This window comes from Rouxiella sp. Mn2063 (genome assembly GCF_049319665.1).
GTDB lineage: Bacteria > Pseudomonadota > Gammaproteobacteria > Enterobacterales > Enterobacteriaceae > JBMOUD01.
In genome coordinates this window covers 147,044-164,190 of sequence record NZ_JBMOUD010000002.1, presented here as the reverse complement: position 1 = coordinate 164,190, position 17,147 = coordinate 147,044, and the positions used below count along the sequence as shown (strand labels likewise).

Here is a 17,147-nt window from a genome sequence, read left to right as displayed (position 1 = left end):
ATTGCGGCGAGATTTTATGAGCAAATTTATGTTGTTAAACGGTTTATTTGGCCTAAAAGGTCGAGCGCTGATGCTACTGCTTGGATGCCTGCCTTGGCTGGCATGGGCTGGGCCAGCGGACGATTTTGCTGCCGCCAACCGCAGTCAGCAGGTGACGCTATTACAGCAATGGGCCGCTGACCCGCAGCCAGAACGCCTGCCGCTGTTAGAAGGCTTGAAGCAAGAAGATGTGGTGATTGATGAAGCCCATCACGCCTTTATCCAGCAGGGCAACCAATTAACGCCGCTGGAAGGCAGTGTCAAAGTACAGGGTGAAACGAAACCGGTGTGGTTAAACAACCGGCTGCGTATTTTAATCGCCAATGCGTTGTCAGCACATCGCTTAGTCAGCCCGGACGCCAAGGTACGCTTGCAGGCGGCTAAAGCATTGCAACGTGAAGCTCAGGCCGACCAGTTGCCATTGCTCACCGCCCGTTTATCACTGGAGAAAGACGCCACGGTGCATGATGCGCTAAGTATTGCGCTGGCGAACTTACAGCTCACCGACGGCAACCCACAAGTGCGCCTGAACGCCATCAAACTGCTGGGCACCTCAGCCGATCCAGATACCCAAGGCCGCCTGCAACCCTTGACCGATGCTAAAAACGAGCCTGATGCCCAGGTGCGTCACGCCGCCTTAGAAAGCCTGAAAGCCGTACAACATCGCTTACTGATTGGTGATTTGCTCGGTCAAGCCTTTACCGGTCTGTCGCTTGGGTCAATTTTATTGTTGGCTGCACTGGGGCTGGCGATCACTTACGGCTTGCTGGGGGTGATTAATATGGCCCACGGCGAAATGCTGATGATCGGCGCTTATTCTACCTACATGGTGCAATCGCTATTTCAACACTATGCGCCGGGCCTGCTCGCACTTTATCCAGTGGTAGCACTTCCGGTGGCGTTCTTTATCACCGCGGGCATTGGCATGATTTTAGAGCGGGCGGTGATCCGTCATTTGTATGGCCGTCCGCTGGAAACCTTACTCGCCACTTGGGGCATTAGCCTGATTTTGATTCAGGGCGTGCGCGTGCTGTTTGGCGCGCAGAACGTCGAAGTGGCTAACCCGGGCTGGCTGTCCGGCGGCATTCAACTGCTGCCAAACCTGGTGCTGCCGTATAACCGCATTGCGGTGATCATTTTTGTCCTGCTGGTGCTGGCATTAACCTGGCTGCTGCTCAATAAAACCCGTTTAGGCATGAACGTGCGTGCCGTGACACAAAACCGTGCCATGGCCGCCTGCTGCGGCGTACCAACCGGTCGCGTCGATATGCTGGCCTTCGGCTTAGGTTCAGGTATTGCAGGGCTTGGCGGCGTAGCGTTATCGCAGTTGGGCAACGTCGGCCCGGAACTGGGTCAGGGTTATATCATCGACTCCTTCCTGGTGGTCGTACTCGGCGGCGTCGGCCAATTAGCGGGCACCGTTGCCGCGGCGTTTGGTCTGGGGATCGTCAATAAAATTCTGGAGCCGGAAATCGGCGCGGTGCTGGGTAAGATCCTGATACTGGGTCTGATTATCCTGTTTATTCAGAAACGTCCGCAGGGACTCTTCGCCGTCAAAGGCAGGGTGATTGACTAATGAATCAGCCATTAACAGTAACTGGGGTACAAAAAGCCCCGCGCGCGGCATTAGCTATCGGCATTGTGGTGCTGTTCGCGCTCATCGTCATGCCTTTCTTAGCACTGCTGCCGGCGACCAACCCGCTGGCGGTATCTACCTATACGCTGACATTGGTCGGTAAGATCCTCTGTTATGCGATCGTGGCGATCGCCTTGGATCTGGTTTGGGGCTACGCCGGATTGCTGTCGCTCGGCCACGGGCTGTTTTTTGCGCTCGGCGGTTACGCGATGGGCATGTATCTGATCCGCCAGGCAGCAGGAAGCGGACTGCCCGATTTTATGTCGTTCCTGTCGTGGAATGAATTGCCGTGGTTCTGGGTGGGGACGCAGCACTTTGTCTGGGCATTGTGTTTAATCGTACTCGTGCCCGGCGTGTTGGCATTTGTGTTCGGTTATTTCGCTTTCCGCTCAAAAATCAAAGGGGTCTATTTCTCGATCATGACTCAGGCGTTGACCTACGCCGGAATGCTGCTGTTCTTTCGGAATGAAACCGGCTTTGGCGGTAACAACGGTTTCACTGGCTTTACTACACTGTTGGGCTTCCAGGTCACCGCCACCTCAACCCGTATTGGACTGTTTTTAGCCACCGTGCTGTTGCTCGTTGCCAGTCTGGCCGTTGGACTGCTACTAGCGCGTAGCAAATATGGCCGGGTGCTAACGGCAGTACGCGACGCCGAAAACCGCCTGATCTTCTGCGGCTATGATCCAAAAGGCTTCAAGCTGTTTGTGTGGACGCTTTCCGCCATGTTGTGCGGGCTGGCAGGTGCGCTGTATGTGCCGCAGGTGGGGATTATTAACCCTAGCGAAATGTCGCCGACTAACTCAATTGAAGCGGCCGTGTGGGTGGCACTCGGCGGGCGCGGCACCTTGATTGGCCCGGTGCTCGGCGCGGGTATCGTCAACGGAGCGAAAAGCTGGTTTACCGTCGCGATACCAGAATATTGGCAGTTTATTCTCGGCGGGCTGTTTGTCGGCGTCACGCTGTTCCTGCCCGAAGGCGTCATTGGCCTGCTGCGTAAAAGGAAATCCAAATGAACGCAACTCATCCAAGCGACGAACTCTTTACACAGCTACAGCGAGCAGATCGCCATCGCCAGCAAACCGACCCGATTTTGTCGCTGGAAAAGATTAACGTCAGCTTCGACGGCTTTCGTGCGCTGACCGACCTGTCGTTGAATATCGGTGTGGGCGAACTGCGCTGCATCATTGGCCCCAACGGCGCAGGCAAAACCACGCTGATGGATGTGATAACCGGCAAAACCCGACCGCAGAGCGGGCGTATTTTTTACGACCAGACCACCGATCTGACCCAGCTAGACCCAGTGCGCATCGCGCAAAGCGGCATTGGTCGTAAATTCCAAAAACCGACGGTATTTGAAGCGCTAACCGTCTTTGAAAACCTGGAAATCGCGCAGAAAACCCATAAATCGGTGTGGGCCTGTTTACGCGCCAAACTGAGCAGCGAACAGCGAGACCGCATCGATGAAATGCTGATAACCCTGCGTTTGCAAGGTGAGCGGCAGCGGCTGGCGGGATTGCTTTCACACGGGCAAAAACAGTTTTTGGAGATCGGCATGTTGCTGGTGCAGGAACCGCATTTGCTGCTGCTCGATGAACCCGCCGCCGGGATGACCGATGCCGAAACCGAATATACCGCCGAACTGTTTAAACAGTTGGCCGGTAAGCACTCGCTAATGGTAGTCGAGCACGACATGGGCTTTGTTGAAACCATCGCCGATCACGTCACCGTGCTGCACCAAGGCCAGGTGCTGGCCGAAGGCTCGCTGCAAGAGGTGCAGAACAATGAGCAGGTCATCGAAGTCTATCTTGGCCGTTAATCCACGCAGATAAGGAGCAATTATGTTGCAAGTAAATGAACTGAATCAGTTTTACGGCGGCAGCCATATTCTGCGCGGTGTCTCTTTCGAGGCCAAAATAGGCGAAGTGACCTGCCTGTTAGGACGTAATGGCGTAGGGAAAACCACGCTGTTGAAATGCCTGATGGGCCAGATCCCAGCCAAATCTGGCACTATCACGTGGCAGGGTAAGACCATCAACAATGCCAAACCACATCAGCGAGTACAGGCGGGCATTGCCTATGTGCCACAAGGGCGCGAAATTTTCCCACGCCTGACGGTAGAAGAAAATTTGCTGATGGGACTATCACGCTTCCCCGGTAGTCAGGCCAAGCAGGTTCCCGATGATATTTATCATTTGTTCCCCGTGTTGCTGGAGATGAAACACCGACGCGGCGGCGACCTGTCTGGCGGTCAGCAGCAGCAATTGGCCATTGGTCGCGCGCTGGCGTGCCGCCCTAACCTCCTGATCCTCGATGAACCCACCGAAGGTATTCAGCCGTCGGTGATTAAAGAGATCGCTGCGGTGATCAAACAGCTGGCCACCAAAGGCGATATGGCGATTTTGTTAGTCGAACAGTTCTACGACTTCGCCGCTGACTTAGCCGACAGCTATCTGGTGATGTCACGCGGCAATATCATCAAACGCGGCAGCGGAAATCAGATGGAGGAAGACGGCGTGCGTGGGTTGGTCGCGATTTAAAGAGTCGGTGAATTAATGAATACATCAATACCCACTGTGGGTGGGTATTGCCAACCTCCAAGTGCGCCATGCATCCCTTCATCTCGCAAAATACCCTCTGATATAAGCGTCCAATATTTATTATGTAAGACACTGTAATACTTAATATTTACCGGAAGCTGTCTCTCAAGTTATCGGTTTGGTTATTGGCAGGTCTTCAGCTGTTCTCTCAGAATAGAGGAAACGACAAAGTCATTGAAAATATAATCTACGGCTTATAGAGATGACGCTTTGTGGACAGTCATTTTGACCTCAAGATTTGATACCTGGTTACATGCACAAGAAGAAAAGATGCAGGAAAAAGTGTTGTCAAACCTCGCTAATCTTGCAACATATGGCCCGAAACTGCCGCGACCTTATGCAGATACCGTGAAAGGCTCTAAATATATACCCAAAATAATTGGAGTTGCATCAAGGCGGTAAGGGAACGAATCCCGATGAGCTTACTCTGGTAAGTGATTCGGGTGAGTGAGCGTAGCCAACGCAGAAGCAACTTCAAGTATGAAGAGTATAACAACATGAAAGAGCTGCGCATCCAGTATTTAGGCCGTCCGATACGTGCATTTTTTGCTTTCGACCCTTCACGCCAAGCCATTGTGTTATGCGCGGGTGAAAAGAGTAACCGCAAGCGATTCTATGACTCCATGATTCGCTTGGCGGATGAAGAATTTACCCTGTATTTGTCCTTAATTGAGGAAGAAAAATGAGTACATTCTCACCTAGCCCAATGGTTAAAACATTGTTCGATGAATTTCGCAATGGCAAATCAATCTCGATTGGATTTCTACTTTTCCCCAATCTGACACAGTTGGATTTGACCGGGCCTTACGAGGTGTTTACACGTGTGCCGCAGTCACAGGTGCACTTGATCTGGAAAACCATGGAACCGGTAGTGTCCGATCGCGGATTAGCGATGTTGCCTAACGCGACATTTACAACCTGCCCTAAGCTAGACATCATTTGTATCCCCGGTGGCCCTGGACAAATCGAGCTCATGGAAGATGAAGAGACCTTGAATTTCCTACGAATGAAAGCCAAGGAAACGGCCTTAGTTACCTCAGTGTGCACCGGTTCTTTGGTACTCGGTGCCGCCGGTCTGTTGCAAGGCTATAAAGCAACAACACACTGGGGATCGTTAGAACAACTAACGTTACTTGGCGCGGAACCGGTAGCTGAACGCGTCGTCCGCGATGGCAACAGGATCACCGGAGCTGGCGTGACATCGGGTATTGATTTTGCGCTGAATGTAGTGACAGATATTTACGGCGAAGAAGCGGCGAAAAGCATCCAATTGCATATGGAATATGATCCTGAACCGCCATTTTCATCAGGCTCGCCACGTAGCGCATCACCCGAACTCGTCACCGCAACGAGAAAACAGCTCTCCTCTTTTATTGAAAAAAGACGGCAAGCAACGCAACGAGCAGCGATAAATTTGCAGCAAAACCCCAAGGAATAATGAAGTCATATAGTGACTGAGCAAATGCAGCAGGTTCTGTGGAATGCCCGCTGCTTGGTGCTATTAGCCCTTTATGATGCAATCAATGCCGTACATTTTATCTCGACCAGCAATCCCGGGTGCGCCAGTTCGCTTACGCCAATACAGGTCCAGCAGCAGGTTGCTAACGGAAAGCGCTCGTTTTTGACCTGCCGAAACACCGGCATATGCGTTGACATGTTCACATGATAAGTCGTCATATCGATCACATCTTCGAAGGTACAACCTGCTTCAGCCAGCACCAAAGCTAAGTTGTCCCAGCACAGCCTGAACTGCTGTTCCGGGTCGGCTGGAATTGCTAACTGCGCGTCTCTTCCAACCTGGCCTGACATCACTAATAGGTTGTCCACGCGAATAGCGGGCAGATATCCTGCACGTTCAACGATGTTTTCCATAGATTTAGGGACAATTGCGACTTTTTTCATATCAAATTTTATCCGTGATTTTGTACAACCGAAAATAAGAAATCAGTGTGCTGGCCATAAAAGCCAGCTCCATCAGCACCGCAACCGGGGAACCCGCCAGAATATTGTTGATTAGCCAGCATAAACTGCCCAGAGCGGTGAATAGCCTTAACGTTGTTTGATGAGGTTGAAATGCCGCCAGCGTCAGTAACAGGCTACCGGCTAATGGGAAGACATCGCGTGGCATCTGCCAGGTCACGAGGCTAAATATCACGGCCAGTGCGCAGAACAACCCGCACCACTCGCGACGAGTACTCCAGGTTGCCGTCAGAAAACGCACCGCAGCAAGCAACATCAATCCAGCGGCTGTCGATTGTTCCAACAACAGAAAATGCAGCGCTAATAGCCCGGTAGATAGCGCCAAAAGGCGCAAGGAAGTATTACGTTGGCGAAAATGAAATGCCGTCAGATCTAACGCAAAGGAGAGGCTGGCAATGCATTGAGAAAGGACAAAGGGGCTCATCAGTATTTCGCTCCATAAAAGGTGCGAAGAGACTGCCCTAGCGCAGAATAGCGTGCATTAACCTTTGTTAATTCGGGCACGGATACGTGAAAGGCTGACCGGTGTGATGCCAATATAACTGGCAAGATCGCGCAGGGTGAGATGTGACGACCATTCAGGGAAATGAGTGAGAACGTAGTGATAGCGCTGTTCTGGATTATTGAGCAGCAACATTTCTTCTTTCTTCTCTTTATAAATCAGCTGTTGGCGCAGCAATTGCCCTGCCAACACTCCACCTTCAGGCGTATCTAAATAAGCAAGTGGGATGTCATAACAGACGCAGTCCGTCACGGTTTCCAGACGATAACCTGCGGGATGACCACTGAGCCAACTGAGATACAAAAAGCAGCATTCACCTGGGAAATAGAATTCTTTAACGCGCTCAGTACCGGTAGGAGAAATATTTACCGCCCGAATAATGCCTTGTGCAAGATAGAACAGCGTGCGCTGGGTGTCACCCTGCTGTAGAAGGCATTCATTTGCGGCCAGTATCCGCGGTCGGCGCTGGGCGAGCAGTGAATGAAGATAAGCATTTGGCGTTAACGTGGAGCTCATTGAGTTTATACAGGTCAACCAAGGGCTGGCAGTCTAGCATAAATTCGAATGCAACCTCCTCCCATAGAGGAGGAGGTGACGAGGGTTTTATTCCGACACAGGAGAAAACCGACTTACTGGCTCATTGCGCTCTTTTTCATCGCATCTTTCGACATGCTGTCTTTGCTCATACCATCTTTGCTCATTGAGTCTTTGGACATGGTATCTTTTTTCATGCCGTCTTTAGACATACAGTCTTTACCCATGTGATCTTTGCCCATGCTGTCTTTTTTCATACAGTCATGAGACATCTTGCCCATGCTCATTCCGTCTTTGCTCATCGAATCTGCCGCTTGAGTTGCGCCAGCAAAACCCATCATCATGGTGGAGAACATCATTACTGCCATCAGCTTTTTCATGGTAATTCCTTAAGTAAAGTAGGGTATAAAATTAAAGTACAACGCTGTACGGTAAATCACGATTTCACAGGCCAATCGGCCTTGTTGCTGCAACCGGTATTGTTGTTACAACCGGTATTGCTGTTACAACTGATATAGTTGCAACCCGTTTGCAAACGCCCCGAATGCAAACGAATCAATTCAAAATCACTTATTGCTCAGCCGGTTAACTACCGCCAAACCAGTTGTAACCTTGATCCTCCCAATAGCCACCGGTGAACTTATTAGTAATTTCAATTACTTCGATATGTTTCGGGTTTTTATAACCAAGCTTGGTCGGTATCCGTAGCTTCATCGGGAAGCCGTATTTTCTCGGCAATATCTGTCCGTCGTACGTCAGCGCCAGCAGCGTTTGCGGATGCAGCGCTGACGCCATATCAATACTGGTGTAATAGTTGTCAGCACATTTGAAACTGACATATTCAGCCGTCAAATCCGCACCAATCAGCCGCAGAAAATCACCAAAAGGTACGCCGCCCCATTTGCCGATTGCGCTCCAGCCTTCCACGCAAATATGGCGGGTTACCTGGCTGGTTTGCGCCATCTTATGCAGTGTCGCCAATGACCAATCGCGTTTATCCAATGCCAACCCGGCGATCTGTAGACGATAGCTGCTGCCATCTACCACCGGCGCTTCGTCTTCGGCGTAAAACGCGTTAAACGGGAAAGGTCGGGTAATCATCGATTCGGCATAGACCGGTGCCAATCGGGTAGAACCAAATAACCAGCCCTGCATGCGGTCGTTAAAACTGGAGACCTTCATTAGTGCTTTATCTACGCTTTCGTTATCGCTGATATCGCAACCGCTAAGCATCGCCACACCGCCCAAGGTCAAACCTTGCCGTAAAAATCGACGACGTGATGGCTCATCCAGGTGACGCACAATTTGCTTTTGTGCCTCTTGTACGATTGCCTCGCTGTCCGCTGTGCTGAAAATCTGGCTAATTTTGTTTTTAATCACGTTCTTCATGTGAATCCCTTAGCGTCCACGCAGCATAGACAGCAAAGTTTTAGGAACCAGCGCGACCATAACCAGATGCAGAGCCACAAATCCTACTAATGAGGCCATCGCTAAAAAGTGCACATAGCGAGCGGTGTCGTAACCCCCTAACAACTCACGCAGTAGCGAAAATTGCACCGATTTCCATACCACCAGCCCGGACAACACCAGCACGATGCCGTCGAACATGACAAAGACGTAAGCCGCACGTTGCACCATGTTGTAATGGCGGGGATCGGCGTGGGTTAACTTGCCACGCAAGGCAGCGCCTAAATCTCGCAAGATGCCTCTTGGTGTGAGCGGCCAGAATTTTCTTTTTATCCGACCACTGACTATATTCATCAGCAGATAAAACGCGCCGTTGAAGCCAAATAACCACATGCCGGCGAAGTGCCACTGGATGCCACCACCCAGCCAGCCACCTAATGTCAGGCTGCGGGAGAATTCAAAATCAAACAGCGGTGATGCGTTATAAATCTGCCAGCCGCTGGTCACCATAATCAGTACCGCCAGTGCATTCAGCCAGTGAGTCAATCGCAACCATAGCGGGTGCACCACCTCTGGTTTGCTTTTACTTGGTTGCGGCTGCTGCTCAATTGGCGCTGAAAACTCTGTGTGTAGCGTCATGATGATGTCCCGAATCTCGCCCTGTCGATGGAGCCAGTATTGAGCAGATTTGTTCCCCAAGACCTCACGTAAAGTTAAATAAAATGTGATAACTCTGGTTCAGGTGCTTGTGTAAACTGCAAGCAACGCCCTTCCCTACGAGGCAATGTCAGAAAGCTGATGGATAAACCAAAGAAGATTTTGATCGTCGAAGACGATAGCAATATCGCCGAACTGCTGAGCCTACATCTGCGCGATGAAGGCTTTGAAATAACTCATGCTAGCGACGGCAATTTAGGCGTTGCGCAGTTAGAAAAAGGCGGTTGGGATGCATTGATCCTCGATTTGATGCTGCCAGGTATTGATGGGCTGGAGATTTGTCGGCGCGCGCGCAACATGACGCGCTACACACCGATCATTATTATTAGTGCCCGTTCCAGCGAAGTGCATCGCGTACTCGGATTGGAATTGGGTGCCGATGACTATCTGGCGAAGCCTTTCTCGATGTTGGAATTAGTCGCCCGGGTCAAAGCCTTGTTCCGTCGCCAAGAGGCGATGAGTCGCAATATGAAGATGGATGCGGGTAGTTTGCGTTTTTCCGGCCTGGCTATCGACCCGATTGCCCGTGAAGTCATGCTTAATCAACAGCCGGTAGAGTTAACGCCGCGCGAATTTGATTTATTGTATTTCTTCGCTAAAAACCCCGGCAAAGTGTTTTCAAGGCTGACCTTACTCAATCAGGTTTGGGGCTATCAGCACGAAGGCTATGAACATACCGTCAATACGCATATCAACCGGCTGCGCATCAAAATAGAGAGCAATCCGGCCGAGCCGGAACGCATTCTGACCGTTTGGGGAATGGGTTATAAATTTATGTCGTCAGGGGAAGACGCGTAGGGGTAAATGATGAAAAAACTGACGCTTTCACAACGCCTGACACTGGTCTTTGTTTTACTGCTGATAACCTGCAATCTGCTTTCAGGCTATATGCAAGTAGAGGCGAGCAAACAGAATGACCAGGCGGTGATCCAACGATTGTCGGCTAATTTGGCCGAGCAAATCGCGACAAATAATCCGCTGCTCAGCGAAAATGGTCTAGATCCCAACGCGGTGCATAATTTGTTTAACCAGTTGATGGCAGTTAACCCCAGCGTTGAGGTTTATTTGCTCGACAAGGACGGCAATATTGTCGGGAATGCCGCCCCCGCCGGAAAACTATTACGCCAGCAGGTCGATTTAAAACCGATCGCCGATTTACTCAACGGCGCTCATATGCCGGTATATGGCGATAATCCGAGGGCTGCACCGGATTCCCGTCAGGTATTTAGCGCCGCACCGCTCATGGAAAATGGCGTAGTCAAAGGCTACGTGTATATCGTCCTGCTTGGCGATAACTACAACGCGCTGGCCCGCAAAGCGCAAGAACAGGCGACGATTTATAATGCCCTGCGTTCCATGGGCATGGTTCTGCTATTTGGGTTATTAGCCGGGGCATTTGCTTTCCGTTGGGTCACACGCCCGGTACGTAAACTCAAAGCTCAAATCGCGACGCTAGATAATGGCGGCATGGAAGCTATCCAAACCTTGGCGAAAAGCCAGATGCCCGCTGGCCAGCCACGCGATGAAGTCGCGCAGCTACAGTTAGCATTCGTTGGCTTAGCTAAGCGTATTGACCAGCAATGGCAAAGCCTGATGACGCAAGATCAGCAACGCCGCGAGTTTGTTGCCAATATTTCCCACGATTTGCGCACTCCGCTGACCTCGTTGCACGGCTATCTGGAAACGCTGTCGATGAAAGCTGATCATCTCAGCGCCGAAGATCAGCAACGTTATTTGAATATCGCCTTGACTCAAAGCAGCAAAGTCGGGCGTTTAGCTCAGGAGTTATTCGAGTTAGCCCGCTTGGAATATGGCGTAGTAAAACCACAGAAGGAACCTTTTTCACTGTGCGAGCTGGTGCAAGATGTCTTCCAAAAATTTGAGCTGGCCGCCGAGGCTCGCCTGCAAAAACTTACCGCCGATATTGCCCCCGGCATTCCGTTGGTGAATGCCGACTTAGGCATGATTGAACGAGTACTGACCAATTTGCTCGACAATGCGCTACGCCATACGCCAGATGGCGGCACTGTCGAAGTACGTTTATGGCAAGAAAATCAGCAGGTGATGGTGATAGTCAACGATAGCGGACCGGGGATTGCGCCGGAATTGAAGGTGAATTTATTTGAGCGACCGTCAATCCTGAGCAGCAATAAGCACCGCGCTGGCGGCTTAGGTTTGATGATTGTCCGGCGTATTTTGCAATTACACGGCAGTGACATTCAACTGATTGAACAAGCACGCAGCGGCGCGTGTTTCCGGTTTGCGATCCCGATGTAAACTCATACGGATCTGGTTGGAAGAGCATAGCTCTAGCCTAGTGAAACCAAGCAATGATCCATAACACCCTCCACAAGTTTCCAATTTGGAAACATGTGGAGGGTGCGCTATACTGCTTACTAGCCGTAATAGGGAGAGGAATATGCACGTTGTATCAAAAGGACCATTTGATGAAGCAGCAAGGAAGTTTCCCAACGATGCCAAGGCTCTACTCGATACTTATAGAGCTTTCAAACAAGGAAGCTTTACAAATCCAGGTGACATGAAAGCCATTTTTCCTAGCTTAGATAGGATGAAATACAAAGATAAGTGGTGGGTCATCGACCTAGGTGGGAATAATCTCAGGGTGATGTTTTACGCTGACTTTGAGAATGGAAAGTTGTTTATCAAAGAAATTTCAACCCACGCTGAATACGATAAGCTCATCAAAAAATATCGGGAGAATACTTAATGATTGCCGAAGCCATTAAAGTCTCACAAGAGCTCGTCAATATTGTTCCCTTCCTGGGAGGTAGTGCTTCACAGGTAGATTACAAAGAAGCTGTGGAGTTAGCTGAATATCTTGTCGAATTCGATCCTAAAAACCCGCTACTCGATATATTGCTGGCTAAGATTGATCGCTATGAGAATACCGCACCAGAATTTGCGCAGTTTAATGCCATGCTTGCGGCAACGCCTCCGGGGTTATCTATGTTACGTTTACTCATGGATCAACATGGTTTAAATCAAAGCGATTTTGCAAACGAGATAGGCCAACGTTCTTTGGTCAGTCGTATCTTAAAAGGTGACCGGAATCTCACCATTGAGCACATGCGAGCGCTCGCAAAACGATTCAATATTCCAGTATCCATGTTTGTTGACGAAAAATAATACTCAATTGGCGTCAAGATGCAGGGAAATGATGAGGAAGCCCCACGCTGATTAGCAAGGGGCTTTTGGGAAAATAACTGAACTCACATGCTTGGCTAAGAACGAATCTTACGATAAATAAACAGCACCACCAGCGCACCAATTACCGCGACGATAAAGCTACCAAAGTTGAATCCGTCTACGCGGCCAAAACCAAAGAATGTACTGATATAGCCACCAACAACGGCACCCACAATACCCAGCACCACGGTCAGAATAAAGCCGCCGCCATCTTTGCCTGGCATGATCCACTTAGCCAGAATCCCTGCAATCAGACCAAAGATAATCCAGGATAAAATGCCCATGTTGACTCCTCCAAATAGATTTCCGTTACCATAAAATTTGTTCAACCAACGCGGCCAAACAAGGACATAACACCATTAAGCGCTATGTTTTCGGGCCAAAGCACTGCTTTGTGACCATCCACTACTGATAAAAGTGTAGCAGGGATGCATAAAGCCGCCAGAAATCAGCATGAAAGCTGAGCACTATTGATTCGGAGAAGCCGAAATAGATGCAGCGGTAAGTGTGGTAGGCATAGATATTATTATAAGTGTGAGGGGTTGCCTGTCGCCGTTTGCATCAATATCATGATTCTTTCAACGACCAGGATATTGTAATGACGCTGACTGAATCCCTCGTTTCCTTCACTTTCGCCGTAACCTTACTGACCCTGACGCCCGGATTAGACACCGCTTTAGTACTAAGAACCGCCGCTAATGAAGGCAGCAAAAAAGCCTTTCTTGCCGCATTAGGTATTAATGTTGGATGTTTAGTGTGGGGGGCTGTTGTGGCACTGGGCCTTGGCGCAGTACTCATGGCCTCTGAAATGGCCTTTACCCTGCTAAAATGGGCAGGCGCAGCATATCTGTGTTGGCTGGGCATAAATATGTTGCTCAAACCACGCGATCAAATGACAGCACAGAGCAGCGAGCCAGCAAAAAAATCACCAATTCTGGGTGGCTGGTTTATGAAAGGATTGCTCGGTAACGTGCTCAATCCAAAGGTTGGAGTATTTTATGTCTCGTTGCTGCCGCAATTTGTTGCGACGGGCTATCCGGTCGCGGCTTATACCTTTGGGCTGGCGTTTATCCACGTCATCGTGGGTATTGCCTGGCTAAGCACACTGATTATTGCTACTCGTCCACTTTCTCGCTGGCTGCGTCGCCCGCAGGTTGTTCGTACTTTGGACCGCCTCACGGGTTTGGTCTTTGTCGCTTTTGCCGTTCGCCTGGCCACCACTAAACGTTAATACAGGGAGTAATGTAATGAAAACCCGTTTGACTGCAACACCAACGGAAGATGATATCGAAGCAATTCGCGATGGTTTGCGTGGTTACAACAAAAACTTCATCGATGCTTATTCATTTAAAGATCTTTGTCTTTTTATCGAAGATGAATCGGGTAAAAAACAAGCCGGCATTGTGGCTGAAACCGTCGGTAATTGGCTGAATATTAAATATTTATGGGTAGATGAATCTCTGCGTGGGCAGGATGTTGGCACCCATTTGATTCAGCAAGCCGAACAAGAAGCGATTGCCCGCGGATGCCACTATGCGCTGGTGGATACTTTTAGTTTCCAGGCACGGCCTTTCTATGAGCGTCAAGGCTTCACTTGTCAGATGTCGTTGGATGATTACATTGAAGATATTCGTGCACCCTCCGATGCACCAGCGACTCACAGCCGCTTTTATCTGACCAAGAAACTCGCATAATCGTGCCTACGCGCGGCGAATATGACGCCGCGCCTTTTCATCAATGCCTTGGGGCTATTTTGTATCCGACAGCGCTATCCAGGCTTTAACCGACTCTCGTTGCCATTGTGCATTCGCATAGGCGACCAGTTTTTCCGGCAACACATCACCATTCAAGCGTAGACGATTAAGCATCAATGCTAAATCTGCATCCGCAATACTCCACTCACCGAATAAATGGCTGCGATCTTCTAACAGAGTTAAGGCTGCATTGATCAGTTTATCTGCGGCTACCTGACCCTCAGCATTGAACGGCGGGCATTTTTTACCGCCAAAGACCACTTCTGTTGAACGCTGAGCGCGAATAGGCATCAAATCACTGCGCAACCAAGCCTGAACTTCTCTCGCTTTGGCACGTTTTTCCAGATTCGTTGGATACAGCGATGAGAAGATCGGCGCAGGGAATAACTCTTCAATATATTCGGTGATGGCGGATGATTCCGACAGCAGGAAGCTGCCGTTCATTAACGTTGGCACCCGACGAGTTAAAGAAATAGCGGAATAGTTTGCCTGTAGATTCTCATCCTGCCCCAGATCGACCGTTTTTATCTCAAAAGGAATACCTTTCTCCGTTAACGCGACAAAAACAGACATAACATAAGGACTGTAATACTGAGCATCGGAATAAAGCACCAGCGATGAATGGCTCATTGTGGCTCCTGGAAAGATAAAAATAGCGGAGAAAAAACATAACGTAGAAAGTAGAGTAAGTCATACGAGAATAAATGAAAATTTACCTTAAGTTATTCTGCCGGAGGCACTTTTTGTGTGCTTTATGACTTATACCCGTCATACTTCAAGTTGCAGGGTTGTTGGCTGCTCTCGGTCCCCCAGTCACTTAGTTATCTAAGCTCTTGGGAATTCCCTCAATTGCCGCCTACCTGCATCTCGAAGTCTATTGGGTATATAACCAGTGTTAAATATAGGCGTTTTGATAATACATATTATTTATTCTCGCCACGTTTAGCCGTTTCCTCCCCCCAAACGACGATATTGATAGATTGGTTGGGTTGTTCATGTTCAGGAAGAAAATGATGAAAAAATTGACGTTAGCCATCGCAATAATGGCGACTTTAGCCGTGCCGATCCAGGCCTTGGCTTCTACCACAGCGCAAATTAAATCTCGGTTTAATCAATTACGTACTGGCGATCGTACCTTGTGCCTGAGCGATATTTTTTATGGCAGCAATGTGGGTATAAAAGTCATCGAAAATGGCTTTGTGGTGCAAAAAAGTAAGGATGCCCTGCTATATAAAACGGTGATCATTTACCTGTTAGGCAATGATGTCACGGTGAATATAAAATCGCTGGTTGAAAGCAAATTTGAAAAAGAATCCATCCATAACGAATTTAAACAATCCTATGTCGAAGTGTCTGGCATGGATAATCCTGCACAAGCCGAGATGAAATCGCGTCTTATTAATAGCTATGAACAATCGTTAACGCAACAACAAGAACCGGTGCCTTACAGCGTCATCAGCCTGACGGAAAAAGGTTATAATATGAACGAAATAAACAAAGACAGTCAGGTCAACAGCAAGTGTTACATCACCCCAGCGAAGGCCGATGCTAAGTGATGTAAAGCCGCGTCACTTCATGTTCTAGGTAACAGCATTTAGTAACAGCGTTTAAAGTGACCGCCATCACATTTGTCGAGATAAAAACTCGCTTAACTAGCGCAATAATCTCCGTTAAGCGACGAGTCAATACAATGAAAATCGAGACAAAATCCTGCGTAGTTACCGGGAAAAAAGATGTGGCGGTCATCAACCAGCAAATCGATTATCAAGGACAAGGCACCTTGGTAAAAATCACCCGCGGGGGTATCTGCGGCTCTGATCTGCACTATTACGAACATGGCCAGGTGGGTGATTTTAAAGTCCGCGAGGCAATGATTCTGGGTCACGAAGTGGTTGGGGTGGTCGAGCAATCCGACACTCCTCGGCTCAAGCCGGGCCAAAAAGTCGCCCTGAACCCTAGCAAGCCGTGCAAAACCTGCAAATACTGCCTTTCTGGTGATGAAAATCAGTGCACCACCATGAAATTCTTCGGCAGTGCGATGTACTTCCCGCACATTAACGGCGCATTTACCGGCTATAAAATTGTTGATAGCGACCAATGTATTGCTTATGACAATCAGGTGAGCGATCAATTAATGGTGTTTGCCGAGCCGCTGGCAGTAGCAATTCACGCGGTCAATCAGGCCGGAGACATCAACGGCAAAAAGGTGTTTGTCTCGGGCGTGGGCCCCATTGGCAGCCTGATTGTTGCAGCAGCTAAAGCCAAAGGGGCGGCGGAAATTGTCTGCGCCGATTTAAGTGAGCGCTGTCTGTCGCTGGCGAAAAGTATGGGAGCCGACACAACCATTGATGCCGCCAACGGCGATTTTTCATCATATCAGGAGCAAAAGGGATATTTTGACGTCTCTTTTGATGCCTCCGGCCATCACACCTCAATTCGCCGCTGTCTGGAAGTGACCCGAGCACGCGGTACGTTGGTGCAAGTCGGTATGGGTGGCGCGGTGCCTGATTTCCCGATGATGATGCTTATTGCCAAAGAGATAAGCTGGGTGGGCAGCTTCCGCTTTACCGAAGAATTTGCCACCGCCGTTGAATGGTTGGCAAATAAAGTCATCGACCCAATGCCGCTGCTCTCCGCCGAATATCCACAAGACCAATTTACCACCGCGCTGGATTTCGCCTTGGATAAAAGTAAGGCCTCCAAGGTGCAGTTAGTGTTTTAAACGACGGTTCATAACAACCAGGCTATGTAGCACGCTACATAGCCTCTCT

The 17,147-nt window shown here is 49.5% G+C and carries 21 protein-coding genes and 2 pseudogenes; 15 read left to right on the top strand and 8 right to left on the bottom strand.

Features of this window, described 5'->3' with window-relative positions; genetic code table 11:
• Nucleotides 1–16 precede the first annotated feature (16 nt).
• The 7 genes and pseudogenes from urtB to ACL9RG_RS04130 all read left to right on the top strand — a co-directional run bounded on the left by urtB (nucleotide 17) and on the right by ACL9RG_RS04130 (nucleotide 5,713).
• Nucleotides 17–1,615 carry an urea ABC transporter permease subunit UrtB gene (urtB, locus tag ACL9RG_RS04160; RefSeq protein ID WP_422791330.1) on the top strand — a complete coding sequence of 533 codons (1,599 nt, stop codon included), beginning with the start codon at nucleotides 17–19 and terminating at the stop codon, nucleotides 1,613–1,615.
• Entirely contained in the window at nucleotides 1,615–2,691 is a 1,077-nt protein-coding gene (gene urtC, locus ACL9RG_RS04155; RefSeq protein ID WP_422791329.1) for an urea ABC transporter permease subunit UrtC, read from the top strand. The genes urtB and urtC overlap by 1 nt, the downstream gene beginning before the upstream one ends.
• A complete protein-coding gene (gene urtD, locus ACL9RG_RS04150) occupies nucleotides 2,688–3,494 on the top strand; it encodes an urea ABC transporter ATP-binding protein UrtD (RefSeq protein ID WP_422791328.1) in 807 nt (268 codons plus the stop codon). The genes urtC and urtD overlap by 4 nt, the downstream gene beginning before the upstream one ends.
• Before the next feature lie 22 nt (nucleotides 3,495–3,516).
• On the top strand, nucleotides 3,517–4,215 hold the full coding sequence (gene urtE / locus ACL9RG_RS04145) for an urea ABC transporter ATP-binding subunit UrtE (RefSeq protein WP_422791327.1): 699 nt from the start codon (nucleotides 3,517–3,519) through the stop codon (nucleotides 4,213–4,215).
• Nucleotides 4,216–4,485: 270 nt separating this feature from the next.
• A pseudogene (locus ACL9RG_RS04140) lies at nucleotides 4,486–4,638 on the top strand (type II toxin-antitoxin system RelE/ParE family toxin); the annotation flags it as partial.
• A gap of 125 nt (nucleotides 4,639–4,763) precedes the next feature.
• Nucleotides 4,764–4,961: pseudogene (locus ACL9RG_RS04135) on the top strand (type II toxin-antitoxin system RelE/ParE family toxin); the annotation flags it as partial.
• 20 nt (nucleotides 4,962–4,981) lie between these two features.
• On the top strand, nucleotides 4,982–5,713 hold the full coding sequence (locus ACL9RG_RS04130) for a DJ-1/PfpI family protein (protein ID WP_422791582.1): 732 nt from the start codon (nucleotides 4,982–4,984) through the stop codon (nucleotides 5,711–5,713).
• A gap of 71 nt (nucleotides 5,714–5,784) precedes the next feature.
• Here ACL9RG_RS04130 and ACL9RG_RS04125 read toward each other — a convergent pair whose 3' ends face one another.
• The 6 genes from ACL9RG_RS04125 to ACL9RG_RS04100 all read right to left on the bottom strand — a co-directional run bounded on the left by ACL9RG_RS04125 (nucleotide 5,785) and on the right by ACL9RG_RS04100 (nucleotide 9,337).
• Nucleotides 5,785–6,177: a RidA family protein gene (locus ACL9RG_RS04125; protein ID WP_422791326.1), complete on the bottom strand. Its 393-nt coding sequence runs from the start codon at nucleotides 6,175–6,177 to the stop codon at nucleotides 5,785–5,787.
• Between the two features lies 1 nt (nucleotide 6,178).
• Nucleotides 6,179–6,679, bottom strand: coding sequence for a YgjV family protein (locus ACL9RG_RS04120; RefSeq protein ID WP_422791325.1), 501 nt, complete (start codon nucleotides 6,677–6,679; stop codon nucleotides 6,179–6,181).
• Between the two features lie 57 nt (nucleotides 6,680–6,736).
• Nucleotides 6,737–7,273, bottom strand: a complete 537-nt coding sequence (locus ACL9RG_RS04115; protein WP_422791324.1) for a Crp/Fnr family transcriptional regulator — start codon at nucleotides 7,271–7,273, stop codon at nucleotides 6,737–6,739.
• 113 nt (nucleotides 7,274–7,386) lie between these two features.
• Nucleotides 7,387–7,671, bottom strand: a complete 285-nt coding sequence (locus ACL9RG_RS04110; RefSeq protein ID WP_422791323.1) for a pentapeptide MXKDX repeat protein — start codon at nucleotides 7,669–7,671, stop codon at nucleotides 7,387–7,389.
• Between the two features lie 205 nt (nucleotides 7,672–7,876).
• Nucleotides 7,877–8,680 carry a molybdopterin-dependent oxidoreductase gene (locus ACL9RG_RS04105; RefSeq protein WP_422791322.1) on the bottom strand — a complete coding sequence of 268 codons (804 nt, stop codon included), beginning with the start codon at nucleotides 8,678–8,680 and terminating at the stop codon, nucleotides 7,877–7,879.
• 9 nt (nucleotides 8,681–8,689) lie between these two features.
• Nucleotides 8,690–9,337 (bottom strand): cytochrome b/b6 domain-containing protein, encoded by a 648-nt coding sequence (locus tag ACL9RG_RS04100; RefSeq protein ID WP_422791321.1) that lies wholly within the window; start codon nucleotides 9,335–9,337, stop codon nucleotides 8,690–8,692.
• A 159-nt stretch (nucleotides 9,338–9,496) separates the two neighbouring features.
• On the opposite strand from ACL9RG_RS04100, the gene ACL9RG_RS04095 reads away from it, so the two are divergent.
• The 4 genes from ACL9RG_RS04095 (at nucleotide 9,497) to ACL9RG_RS04080 (ending at nucleotide 12,562) form a co-directional block, all read left to right on the top strand.
• A complete protein-coding gene (locus tag ACL9RG_RS04095; protein ID WP_422791320.1) occupies nucleotides 9,497–10,213 on the top strand; it encodes a response regulator transcription factor in 717 nt (238 codons plus the stop codon).
• 9 nt (nucleotides 10,214–10,222) lie between these two features.
• Complete coding sequence (locus ACL9RG_RS04090) at nucleotides 10,223–11,692, top strand: ATP-binding protein (protein WP_422791581.1); 1,470 nt, start codon at nucleotides 10,223–10,225, stop codon at nucleotides 11,690–11,692.
• Nucleotides 11,693–11,834: 142 nt separating this feature from the next.
• Entirely contained in the window at nucleotides 11,835–12,143 is a 309-nt protein-coding gene (locus ACL9RG_RS04085; protein WP_422791319.1) for a type II toxin-antitoxin system HigB family toxin, read from the top strand.
• Nucleotides 12,143–12,562 carry a helix-turn-helix domain-containing protein gene (locus ACL9RG_RS04080; RefSeq protein ID WP_422791318.1) on the top strand — a complete coding sequence of 140 codons (420 nt, stop codon included), beginning with the start codon at nucleotides 12,143–12,145 and terminating at the stop codon, nucleotides 12,560–12,562. Before ACL9RG_RS04085 ends, ACL9RG_RS04080 begins: the two co-directional genes overlap by 1 nt.
• A 95-nt stretch (nucleotides 12,563–12,657) precedes the next feature.
• On the opposite strand, the gene ACL9RG_RS04075 is transcribed toward ACL9RG_RS04080, so the two are convergent.
• Nucleotides 12,658–12,906 (bottom strand): GlsB/YeaQ/YmgE family stress response membrane protein, encoded by a 249-nt coding sequence (locus tag ACL9RG_RS04075; protein WP_422791317.1) that lies wholly within the window; start codon nucleotides 12,904–12,906, stop codon nucleotides 12,658–12,660.
• 314 nt (nucleotides 12,907–13,220) lie between these two features.
• Here ACL9RG_RS04075 and ACL9RG_RS04070 point away from each other — a divergent pair, with 314 nt between their 5' ends.
• Together ACL9RG_RS04070 and ACL9RG_RS04065 are read left to right on the top strand one after the other, a co-directional pair.
• On the top strand, nucleotides 13,221–13,853 hold the full coding sequence (locus tag ACL9RG_RS04070; protein ID WP_422791316.1) for a LysE family translocator: 633 nt from the start codon (nucleotides 13,221–13,223) through the stop codon (nucleotides 13,851–13,853).
• A gap of 16 nt (nucleotides 13,854–13,869) precedes the next feature.
• Nucleotides 13,870–14,316, top strand: a complete 447-nt coding sequence (locus ACL9RG_RS04065) for a GNAT family N-acetyltransferase (protein ID WP_422791314.1) — start codon at nucleotides 13,870–13,872, stop codon at nucleotides 14,314–14,316.
• Nucleotides 14,317–14,370: 54 nt separating this feature from the next.
• Here ACL9RG_RS04065 and yfcF read toward each other — a convergent pair whose 3' ends face one another.
• Nucleotides 14,371–15,006: a glutathione transferase gene (yfcF, locus tag ACL9RG_RS04060; protein WP_422791312.1), complete on the bottom strand. Its 636-nt coding sequence runs from the start codon at nucleotides 15,004–15,006 to the stop codon at nucleotides 14,371–14,373.
• 380 nt (nucleotides 15,007–15,386) lie between these two features.
• Between yfcF and ACL9RG_RS04055 the strand changes: the two genes are divergently transcribed.
• Entirely contained in the window at nucleotides 15,387–15,932 is a 546-nt protein-coding gene (locus tag ACL9RG_RS04055; RefSeq protein ID WP_422791311.1) for a hypothetical protein, read from the top strand.
• A 134-nt stretch (nucleotides 15,933–16,066) separates the two neighbouring features.
• Nucleotides 16,067–17,098 carry an L-idonate 5-dehydrogenase gene (gene idnD, locus ACL9RG_RS04050; RefSeq protein ID WP_422791310.1) on the top strand — a complete coding sequence of 344 codons (1,032 nt, stop codon included), beginning with the start codon at nucleotides 16,067–16,069 and terminating at the stop codon, nucleotides 17,096–17,098.
• Nucleotides 17,099–17,147 lie beyond the last annotated feature (49 nt).